We start from the raw sequence: 10,385 nt of genomic DNA, 5'->3' as shown, positions 1-10,385 counted from the left end.
ACCAAAACGCTTCAACAACCAAACAATACACGGCAACTTTATTGGAGATCTATCGTAAATCAACAGATTCAAGCGGGGCGCAGTTTCACCACGACTTTTGATTGAAGCGCACGTGAACGAACAACACCAGAGAAAGCTGACGCTCAACCAACGGAAAACCTTTTGAGCCGACAAGCTCACCGTGAGGATTTTCAACCGCTAGAAAACTCTCGACTTTATCGCCAGTTACAGCACCAAAGAACTAGCCTTGGAATCATCCAGATTTACTTTCACCCTTTGGCGCATAACGCCGCATTAAGGTGTGACGCACGCTTGGCTATACTTGAGCGAAGCGAAAATGCCAAGCGTAAGGAATCACTCTTAAATGCTTTGTTATATTCGTAGCCTATTGATTAAAAAGTTGTTCTACCGTCTTCATTGGTAAGAACATACGAATACGCCCATTATGTTCACACAATACTTCAAAGCCAAACTTCGTATAGAACGCTTGAGCGGAGTCTGTAAGACAGTCCACAACAATTGCGTATGCCCGCATGTGATTGTTAACTTCCCACAAGTATTTCAGGGCGCGAATAAGACTAACCTTTCCGAGCCCAGAGCCATGAAACTCTTTGTGCACTGCTAATTGAGCCAAGAGAAAAACAGGAATTGGATATCTAGGAAGTTTCTTTGCTAGTGGTGCCGGTAATGTTTCTCGGCTGATTGAGCTCGGTGCAACACTATAAAATGCACAAATAGCGAGTTTTTGATTTAGCATTGGTTGAGCACTAGGTAAAACCATTGTTCGGCTGATGCCTGCTTGCATGTGCTTTGCAGCTTGAGTTTTGATAAATGTGTTTAACTCTTGCTCACCACAATCAAATGAGTTGCGGTCATGCTTTGATTTACTAAGTTCTACGAACTCTTTACCCCAACTCACTTAATGCCACTCTCATCTGTAAATTTGGCAGCATCAAGCAAAGCTTGATTCGGAGCTTTCGCTTTATTACACGCAGCCATAAACTCGTCAAAGACACTGTCTTTGACCATAATACTTTCATGCTCTTCAATAACATGAGTCGCATCTTCGTCCATAAGTCTCACAACATATTCGGTAAGACTTTTTAAACCAAGTAAAGCCGATGCTTTTTCGGCTTTTGCCTTGATCTCTTCATCAAGGCGGATATCTAAACGTGCCGTTGCCATAACCCCTCCTATGTACGGATACATTCCGTAATCCTAGAGATTATAGTGCAAACTTAAAGCACATTCAATTTGTACGGAAACTTTACGGAGCGAGAAAGAATATAACGCCCAATTAACGTGTGAGCAGCGCAGACACTGAACTTGAACACTGCGCCGTAAACACTAAATTCAACCCGAAGTGAGAGCGCCAAGCGTTGCGAATCACTGTTGAATTGTTTGTTATGTTTTACCACAAATATATGATTTACTTGAGAAAGAACTACTATTTCTGATTGGTTTTCTGAAGCAAACCACAAGGCTAGAACCAACTTGACCGCCACAGGCGACCAACCAGAAACGAGCAATTCCACTTCCCTGCCCAATGAGGCAACCCGACCAAGTAACAACAAGCGCCCTTTCTTTCCAACCAAAGCGCAAAACAATTTTGAATTGCCGAGGCAACTGCCAAGCTGAAATACTAATTGGCTAAGAACCTCAAAGCGACTTTGAGCCAGTTAAACAAGAAGCCAACCGCCACGACCTGACAATGAAGCGACCTGACAATGAAGCGACCCGCGAACATTCGCATGTTTTACGGGCTGAGAGATTCAAGAACTTAGACCGACAATGCGGATTTGCTGAGTCTACTCGGGACGAATTGCCAGAGGGACAAAGAACTAGAGCCTAAGACCTTTAAGCCTTTGAAATACAAGTAAACATAACGCCCTGTTAAGGTGTGAGCAACGTAATACCGAAGCTCCCGCATACCACCTGAAACACTGAATGCAACGCATAGTGAAAATGCCACGCATTGCGAATCACTCTTAAACAGTTTGTTATAGCTCAGCGATGTGCGACAGGGTTTCTGGGTGACGTTGAACCAACTTTAGAAGGGTTACTGCTTGTCCATTTGGTGCGCTACGCCCTTGTTCCCAGTTTTCTAACGTACGAGATGATGTATGCAACAAACGAGCAAACACACCACGAGACATATTAAACTGCTCTCGAATACTCACAATTTCATCAGGTGAGATATTTAACTCACTGATGTCGTTAACTTGATGAGTTTTAAGGGTAAGCTTGCCCTCTGAATGCTCTTTAGCCTCAACAAGTGCTGAACTTAACTCTGCAAATAAATCACGATTGCTCATTACGCCACGCCTCCATAAAAGCCTTTAGTTGTTTCTTTTGGTCTGCGGTTAAGTCGGACATTTCATTCTTGCCGTAAATCGTCAGCAAGTAGAAACGACGCTTTTCATCGAGGAAGTAATAGATAACGCGAGAGCCACCACGCTTGCCCTTACCTTTACTTGCAACTCGAATCTTTCGCAAACCACCTGTACCTTGAATCACGTCACCCTGCTTCGGGTTAGACATTAACTCAGCTTGAAAAAGCCTAAACTCATCATCGCTGAGATATTCATTACGGTACTTTTCAAATATGGTTGATTCGACAAATACACTTTTCATACGCAAAGTATACGCAATTAACGTATAGATAGCAAAACTATACGTGATTAACGTAGCTATAATTTTTGGAGCAGTAAATCTGACCTGAGCTATAACGCCGCGTTAAGTGGTGAACAACGCTAACCACCTTACCTAAACCATTGTGCCTTAAACACTAAATTCAACTTGAACTGAGATCGGCAAGCGTTGTGAATCCGTCTTGAACGCCTTGTTATGTTTATGCTGCTCCAGGGATATACCCTACTGGGATAAAGCGCTTATCTTTGTATTCTTCTGTTTCAAATACGCCAAGTATTTGCAATTTCCTATATACCTTCTCGTAGCGCTTGATTTCACTAAAGTCTTCGTCGCCATTGAACATAAAAGCCGTGATTTTGCTTGCCCTAAAGTTACCATTTTGGTCTTTAGAATACTCCTGAATCAAGGCGAACTTTTTAAACTTCATTTTATCGGCTTGCTTAGCCGCATAATAGACGTAATCAGAGGGGGTTGCCTCTTTTAGGCTCGGTACTTTTACACTTTCATATGTATAAGCTTTAGCATTTTCTAGCACTGTTGAACTGTTACCCAAACTACTACCGGTACTGTTGCAAGCGCTTAAAAACAGAACCAAACTAGCTATTAAAAACTTACTAATCTTCATTTTTTCCTCTATAAACATAACGCCCTGTTAAGGTGTGAGCAACGCAATACCGATGCCTCCGCATACCACCTTAAACACTAAAAGCAACGCATAGTAAAAATGCCGCACTTCAAACTTGATACTAAGCTTGCCCTACTTTTTAGTGCCGAAGTAGAACGACACTATTACTGATGTTAAAGAGACTATTGCTGTGTAAACTTGGGCTGCATATTCATCATTCGAAAGTAATTGAAACGAACCTAAGTAAAAGACAAGAAGCACAAGACTCAGAACAACAAGTGGGCTAAATAATTTTGCCCTTTCGTTCATCTGGATTTCAGGCCGAGTTAAAGAACCAGTACCACTACAAACCCCACATCGTACTATCTTATGATCTGTTTTGATCTTTGCGGTTTTCATGCAAGAGCCGCAAGAATTACCGTCATCCAAAGTGCAAGTACCACTTCCACTGCAATGAGGACAATCAGAATTTTCCATTTATTTCTCCTAAGAGCCTAACGCGCGCATTAAGGTGTGAGAGCCGTGAGTACTGAACTATCTGCAGACCACGTTTAACCTACCTAGCAAAAGTAAACTGTGGACACACGCAGGCTCGAATCACTCTTGAATGCATTGTTATGTCACGACCAATTTCATTCAAATTTAAGTGAAATATCCTTTTAATACAATAAGGTAGGAGTAAAAAGACAAAAAATCGAAGCCGAAGTATTTGTTATCGCACTACCTTGAGGCGCTTGCGCGATCTCTTTAATCTCGCGCCGTATTAAGAATCGCGCAAGCGCCTCAAGGTTAGCATGGAAATAACCAATATTCGCCCTTTTTGCCGCTTTTCTGCCATCTTATTAGATTACAATCAAACTTGAGTATCATCACAGTACATACAACCTGTGAGAACCGTCGTGTCATAACGCCGCGTTAAGTGGTGAACAACGCTAACCACCAAACCTAAACCATTGCACCTTAAACACTAAACTTAACTTAAACTGAAATCGCCACACGTTGTGAATCCGCCTTAAACGCCTTGTTATACGCAAACCCGATTACACGCTTCAATCTCGATACTCTTTAATTTGGGACATTTTTCTGTGCCATTCAGAGAAGCTAGAAGTGGGCAGTTATAGAGATCCAGTAACTTCAACTTAGATAGGTGCTGTATTCCATCAAGGTTTTTTAACTTTCTAGAAGTAAGATACAACTGTTCTAAGTTTTCCATTCCACTTAGCGACTCTAGATTCTGATTTGGGTAATTTTGGATGTTTAATTTCTTGAGAGTATTGAGCGTAAGCACTGAACTTAGACCTTTGGACCAAGTAGCATTAAAAACCTTCAAATCGGAAAAACGCGAAAAATCTATTTTTTGTTGGCTTTTGCACTGAAGTCCTAAAACTTCTAACTCTGTCAAAGCCTCAATACTCTTCAACCCAGTTGCATCCCAAACGTATATCTCCAAACTTTTCAGAAAGGTAAGCTGTGATATGAATGAAATGTCTCGGTCTTTGAAGCCGAAGGAGTCAGTCAAACGAAGCGCTCTAATTTCATTAGAAAGCATACATTCCAAGACATAGTCTGACCAAGAGCCTTTCAAGATTAAGACACTACCTATACCATTTTCATCAGCACGAATTTCGAATTTATCCATTTTCCGCCTTTGCGTATAACGCCCAATTAAGGGGTGAGCAACGCTACCACCCAACCTAAAACATTGTTCCGTAACCACTAAAAATGAAGTAGAAGCAAAAATGCCAAGCGTTGGGAATCCCTCTTAAATTGTTTGTTATGTTTACCACAACCACATGATTTAATTGAGAAAGAACTGTGATCTCTAACGTTTTTTCTGAGCTAGACCACAACGCAAGAACCAACTTGACCGCCAAAGGCGATAAACCAGCAACAAGTAATGCCACTTCCCTGCCCAATGAGGCAACCCGCCGAAGTAACAACAAGCGCCCTTTCTTTCCAATCACAGCGCAAGACAATGGAAAATTGCCGAGGCAACTGCCAAGCAAATATGCTGATTGACCAAAAACCTCACAGCAACTTTAAGCCAGAGAACTAAAACCTAGCCAGCTCGACCTGAAAATGAAGCAACCCACGAATATTTGCATGTGTTACAGCCTAAGAAACTCAAGAACTTAGATAGACAATGCTGATTTGCTGAGGCAACTCGGACGAATGGCCAAAGGGACAAAGAACACAGGTCGAAGAATTTTTAAGCCATTGAAATACAAGTAAACATAACGCCGCGTTAAGTAGTGAGCGACGCCTCTACTGAACCTAAACCATTGTGCCGTAACCACTAAATTCAAAGCAAACCAAAAATGCTATGCGTTGCGAATCTGCCTTAAACGCCTTGTTATGCGCTTACTCATTTGGACACTAAGACGCTCCAACACCGAAAAAAAACACGACTACTTTGTTGAAAAACTATCGTATACCCCGTAAGTTAAGCGGGGCGCAGTTTCAATGCGACTATTGATTGAAGCGCACGTGAACAAACAACACCAAAGAAAGCTGACACTCAACAAACGCACCATCTTTTGAACCGACAAGCTTACCGTGAGGACTTTCAGCCGCTAAAAAACACTAGATTTTACCGCCAATTACAGCACCAAAGAACTAACCTTGAAATTGTTCAGATTTACTTTCATCCTCTGGCGCATAACGCCGCGTTAAGTGGTGAGCAACGCATGCCGCCGCACCTAAAGCATTGTGCCGTAAACACTAAAACTGATTCAAACGAAAACCGCCAAGCGTTGAGAATCCGCCTTAAACGCTTTGTTATGCGATTGACTCTCGGAGGATATCTCTAACCTCCATTAGTGCAAATCCCAAAAGGTTGTGTCCTTTCCATAAGTTGGGGTTTTCAGCTTTCTGGTTATCCACTGCTAACCCGATACCCCATATTTTATCTACTGGGCTAGCCTCCACCAGAATTCTATTGCTTGTCTTAAGGAGGAATTCACTCAACTCCTTATTTTGGGAAAACTTCAATACATTACCAGATACAACAATTTGAAACCGATTCTCAACCCACTTTGATTCATCAAAGCCTCGAACTTCACGCCCCAGAGACTTCGCTTCTCCTGGGTTAGTGGCTTTGATTATCTTTTGATAGGTCTCATTATCACCAAACAGTTTCGCTTTCTCTGCCATCATATAGTGTTCAGCAGTCATGTACTCAATACCGTTCTCACTAAAAGTGGATTCATACCACTGACTAAAACAAGATTTGGATACAGTACCGCCTTTTTCTTGATGGCCCCAAAAGAATACATACTTAATTTTATTGCCTTTATTTACGTATTCCTGAAGCTCTTCTTTAGATCTAATTTTCAAACCTCAAATCCTAATTTTTGAGTCGCATAACGCCGCGTTAAGTGGTGAGCAACGCCAACCACTAAACCTAAACCATTGTGCCTTAAACACTAAATTAAACTTATACTGAGATCGCCAAGCGTTGTGAATCCACCTTAAACGCCTTGTTATGTGCCTGAGACCTACCTAGATTGAAGAAACAGACCATACTCGTGACGAGTATATAGGAATAAAGCCAATACAAAGACCCAGAATAAAAGCCTTTTCCCATACTGAAGTATTTGCCTTCGATAGAGTTCCGCTACATCAGACGACTTACAAGGGATAAAAATTAAGATAGGAGCTATTGCTAGACCTGCGACACCATACCCATTTAGTGCAGAAGCCATTTTGTAAAACAAATCATTCATTGAAATAAAACTGGATATAATCATACCTAGGCAGCCAAACACTAATATGAGTTGAAAAAAAGCTAAAATATCCAATTAAATCCTCCATATTCCAATCAGGCTCATAACGCCGCATTAAGGTGTGAGCGGCGCTTGGCTATACTTGAGCGAAGCGAAACTGCCAAGCGTTGCGAATCACTCTTAAATGCTTTGTTATGTGCGTGGTAGATTAACCTACTGTTTTGGTTCAGGTAACTCTGGAGGGGTGCTGTCCATGTAGGTTAAAAAGTTCTCCCAAACCTCATGAGTTCTTTGCTTGGTTAGCTTAGTTTTACATGAAATTGCCATAACACCTCGAATTGTGCCATCACGCCATTGCGTATATACAGAGTCACAATGAGATGACATATATGCCTGCCAGTCAGCTTGAGCAACTTTGATTGCTTTAACTAATTCTGGGTCATACGAATTATGTTCAAAGCTAGCGTCCAAATATTTGGAAAGATCTTCTTTTGCTGATTCGAGTTCTATTGATGCACACTGGTTAATTTGGAGTGTATTTATAGCATTATCGCAATCTATGGGGGCATTTTCACCTGCAATAGAAGTGAAAGAAACCAAGCAAGATAAAGCTAAAATTAGTCGTTTTTTCATCATTTACCTCTAAAGCACATAACGCCCTGTTAAGGTGTGAGCAACGCAATACTGAAGCTCCCGCATAACACCTTAAACACTAAAACCAACGCATAGTAAAAATGCCACGCGTTGCGAATCACTCTTAAACAGTTTGTTAGTTTGTGTGCCAAAGTGACACGGGAGTTGCTTATTGCACACTTTAAGACCATAATACACATGTGACATTTTGACACAACAGGAGATTACATTATGGCTACTACTTTGCCTCGCATCACCGCTAGAGTTGATGTCGATACGCAAGACTTACTTACTAAGGCTGCCGCGATCGCCGGCATGTCTAGCATCAACTCGTTTGTTCTAAGCGCTGCTATCGAAAAAGCCAAACAAGTCATCGAACGTGAACAGGCTTTAAAACTGAGCCAAGCTGATGCGATGTTGCTCATGGAAGCTTTAGACCGTCCTGCGACACAGAACTCAAAACTAAAAGCTGCTGCTGATCGATACGAGAGTAAAACTCAATGATGAATACGGTACTTCTAGATAAAGCTAAACACGATAGAAACCGATTCAACTGTGGCATCGAAGCTCTCAATAATTACTTAAAAGTAATGGCGAGTCAGCAAGCAAAGAAGGACAACACTAGAACATTTGTTTTGGAAGATGATAGCGACAACTCACATGTCATCGGCTTTTACACACTAACAATGACACCAATTGACTTAAAGACATTGCCAGATAAGTTACAAAAAAAGCACCAATCAACCACCTCTGGTGGTCTGATTGCCCGCCTTGCTGTCGATGACCGATACAAAGGGAAAGGCTTTGGTGAGTGGCTGCTTATTGACGCACTCAGAAAGCTATTAGCTGCAAGTGATAGCGTTGCATTTCCAGTTGTTATCGTTGATGCCAAAGACGGTGCGAAACACTTCTATGAACGCTATGGTTTTCAAGCATTTGAAGACGCTGAAAATAAACTCTTCATCACCATTGCTGATGTGAGAGCAAGCTTAGGCTAGTTAATCGCTAGCCTTTAGCAAACTAACGCCCAATTAACGTGTGAGCAACGCAGACACTGAACTCGAATACTGCGCCGTAAACACTAAACTCAACCTGAAGTGAAAGCGCCAAGCGTTGCGAATCACTGTTGAATTGTTTGTTATGTTTTACCACAAATACATGATTTACTTGAGAAAGAACTGCAATTTCTAACTGGTTTTCTGAAGTAAACCACAAGGCTGAAACCAACTTGACCGCCAAAGGCGACCAACCAGAAACAAGTAATTCCACTTCCCTGCCCAATGAGGCAACCAGACCAAGGAACAACTAACGCCCTATCTTTCCAACCAAAGCGAAAGACAATGTTGAGTTGCCGAGACAACTGCCAAGCCGAGATACTAATTGGCTAAGAATCCAAAAGCGACTTTGAGCCAGTTAAACAAGAAGCCAACCGCCACGACCTGACAATGAAGCAACCCGCGAACATTGGCATGTTTTACGGACTGAGAGGTTCAAGAATTTAGGCCGACCATGCGGATTTGCTGAGTCTACTAGGGACGAATGGCCAGAGGGACAGAGGGACAGAGAACTATAGCCTAAGACCTTTAAGCCATTGAATTGCAAGTAAACATAACGCCGCGTTAAGTGGTGAACAACGCCAACCACCAAACTTAAACCATTGTGACATAATCACTTAACTCAAAGAATACCGAGAGCGCCAAGCGTTGTGAATCCGTCTTGAACGCCTTGTTATGTGTCTTGGACACTAAGACGCTCCAACACCGAAAAAACACACGACTACTTTGTTGAAAAACTATCGTATACCCCGTAAGTTAAGCGGGGCGCAGTTTCAACGCGACTATTGATTGAAGCGCACGTGAACAAACAACACCAAAGAAAGCTGACACTCAACAAACGCACAATCTTTTGAACCGACAAGCTTACCGTGAGGACTTTCAGCCGCTAAAAAACACTAGATTTTACCGCCAATTACAGCACCAAAGAACTAACCTTGAAATTGTTCAGATTTACTTTCATCCTCTGGCGCATAACGCCGCGTTAAGTGGTGAACAACGCAACCACCCAACTTAAGCCATTGTGCCGTAAACACTTAAGCCGATTCAAACCCAAAATGCCAAGCGTTGTGAATCCGTCTTGAACGCCTTGTTAGCTCAATTCTCCTTTCACTTGTACATCTTTTATGCCGAGATATGATTCAATTTCATGCTCAAGGAACAATGCTTGCTCACTTGTTTCCAATCCAGAGACCAATCGTATATTTTTGCGGTCTTTCAAGATTACTCGCACCTCATATGTCACACTTGGGCCATTTTTTGAGTTCTTAACTATATCTTTGCAGTAGACTTGAGCAATTGATGATGACGGTATTAGTTTTTTAAACCCAAAAGGGACAGGTGATATCCTAGACTCTACAAAACTGTGGTTGACAGAAATAGTCGTTTTATTTAAGTAGCACGCAACAACGTAGTAGCTAAAAAATATACCCACTACAACATGTAATAAAGGGAACAGCAATGTCACAGCATTCTCTTTGGTTAGTCCTCCCAAACTAAACGCGTTGCTATACCAATAAAACAAAAATCCATCCCAAACAATAACAAATGCAGTTAGAACCAATGTTTGAGTTGAAAACCATCTACGCTCAATTCTTAACCCATCAAAATTTGAGTTGATAGTCATACCGTCAGGAATACCGACGTCCATTTTTAATTTTTCCATTTAATTACCTAAGTTTATCGATTGTAATGAGC

Annotated in this window: 13 protein-coding genes; 3 read left to right on the top strand and 10 right to left on the bottom strand. The window is 41.7% G+C overall.

Annotated features, from left to right (window positions below; all coding sequences use genetic code 11):
• Nucleotides 1–385 precede the first annotated feature (385 nt).
• The 6 genes from OH458_RS21540 to OH458_RS21505 form a co-directional block, all read right to left on the bottom strand.
• On the bottom strand, nt 386–919 hold the full coding sequence (locus tag OH458_RS21540; protein WP_269979793.1) for a GNAT family N-acetyltransferase: 534 nt from the start codon (nt 917–919) through the stop codon (nt 386–388).
• Nucleotides 916–1,185, bottom strand: a complete 270-nt coding sequence (locus tag OH458_RS21535; RefSeq protein ID WP_038193591.1) for a type II toxin-antitoxin system TacA family antitoxin — start codon at nt 1,183–1,185, stop codon at nt 916–918. The genes OH458_RS21540 and OH458_RS21535 overlap by 4 nt, the downstream gene beginning before the upstream one ends.
• Before the next feature lie 815 nt (nt 1,186–2,000).
• Nucleotides 2,001–2,315 carry a helix-turn-helix domain-containing protein gene (locus OH458_RS21525; RefSeq protein WP_017049537.1) on the bottom strand — a complete coding sequence of 105 codons (315 nt, stop codon included), beginning with the start codon at nt 2,313–2,315 and terminating at the stop codon, nt 2,001–2,003.
• Nucleotides 2,302–2,634, bottom strand: coding sequence for a type II toxin-antitoxin system RelE/ParE family toxin (locus OH458_RS21520; protein WP_012600340.1), 333 nt, complete (start codon nt 2,632–2,634; stop codon nt 2,302–2,304). The genes OH458_RS21525 and OH458_RS21520 overlap by 14 nt, the downstream gene beginning before the upstream one ends.
• 217 nt (nt 2,635–2,851) lie before the next feature.
• Entirely contained in the window at nt 2,852–3,277 is a 426-nt protein-coding gene (locus OH458_RS21515; protein ID WP_269979791.1) for a hypothetical protein, read from the bottom strand.
• A gap of 1,024 nt (nt 3,278–4,301) precedes the next feature.
• The gene (locus tag OH458_RS21505; protein ID WP_269979790.1) at nt 4,302–4,916 is read right to left on the bottom strand and encodes a hypothetical protein; all 615 of its coding nucleotides are present in this window, start codon (nt 4,914–4,916) and stop codon (nt 4,302–4,304) included.
• A gap of 176 nt (nt 4,917–5,092) precedes the next feature.
• Between OH458_RS21505 and OH458_RS21500 the strand changes: the two genes are divergently transcribed.
• Nucleotides 5,093–5,296: a hypothetical protein gene (locus OH458_RS21500; RefSeq protein WP_269979795.1), complete on the top strand. Its 204-nt coding sequence runs from the start codon at nt 5,093–5,095 to the stop codon at nt 5,294–5,296.
• Nucleotides 5,297–6,055: 759 nt separating this feature from the next.
• Here the strand turns inward: OH458_RS21500 and OH458_RS21495 are convergent.
• Both OH458_RS21495 and OH458_RS21490 read right to left on the bottom strand, forming a co-directional pair.
• Nucleotides 6,056–6,613 carry an NADAR family protein gene (locus OH458_RS21495; RefSeq protein WP_269979789.1) on the bottom strand — a complete coding sequence of 186 codons (558 nt, stop codon included), beginning with the start codon at nt 6,611–6,613 and terminating at the stop codon, nt 6,056–6,058.
• A 602-nt stretch (nt 6,614–7,215) separates the two neighbouring features.
• Complete coding sequence (locus tag OH458_RS21490; protein ID WP_269979788.1) at nt 7,216–7,635, bottom strand: lysozyme inhibitor LprI family protein; 420 nt, start codon at nt 7,633–7,635, stop codon at nt 7,216–7,218.
• A gap of 231 nt (nt 7,636–7,866) precedes the next feature.
• Here OH458_RS21490 and OH458_RS21480 point away from each other — a divergent pair, with 231 nt between their 5' ends.
• On the top strand, nt 7,867–8,139 hold the full coding sequence (locus OH458_RS21480) for a type II toxin-antitoxin system TacA family antitoxin (RefSeq protein WP_017420534.1): 273 nt from the start codon (nt 7,867–7,869) through the stop codon (nt 8,137–8,139).
• Nucleotides 8,136–8,633: a GNAT family N-acetyltransferase gene (locus OH458_RS21475; protein ID WP_269979787.1), complete on the top strand. Its 498-nt coding sequence runs from the start codon at nt 8,136–8,138 to the stop codon at nt 8,631–8,633. Before OH458_RS21480 ends, OH458_RS21475 begins: the two co-directional genes overlap by 4 nt.
• A 22-nt stretch (nt 8,634–8,655) precedes the next feature.
• On the opposite strand, the gene OH458_RS21470 is transcribed toward OH458_RS21475, so the two are convergent.
• Together OH458_RS21470 and OH458_RS21465 are read right to left on the bottom strand one after the other, a co-directional pair.
• Nucleotides 8,656–8,904 carry a hypothetical protein gene (locus OH458_RS21470; RefSeq protein ID WP_269979786.1) on the bottom strand — a complete coding sequence of 83 codons (249 nt, stop codon included), beginning with the start codon at nt 8,902–8,904 and terminating at the stop codon, nt 8,656–8,658.
• Between the two features lie 876 nt (nt 8,905–9,780).
• The gene (locus OH458_RS21465; RefSeq protein ID WP_269979785.1) at nt 9,781–10,353 is read right to left on the bottom strand and encodes a hypothetical protein; all 573 of its coding nucleotides are present in this window, start codon (nt 10,351–10,353) and stop codon (nt 9,781–9,783) included.
• Between the last annotated feature and the right edge of the window lie 32 nt (nt 10,354–10,385).

Origin of the sequence: Vibrio sp. MarTm2, from assembly GCF_027587055.1 — a bacterium.
Classification (GTDB): domain Bacteria; phylum Pseudomonadota; class Gammaproteobacteria; order Enterobacterales; family Vibrionaceae; genus Vibrio; species Vibrio sinaloensis_D.
Note: the sequence above shows the minus strand (reverse complement) of the source record. Positions and strands in the feature narration are given on the sequence as shown.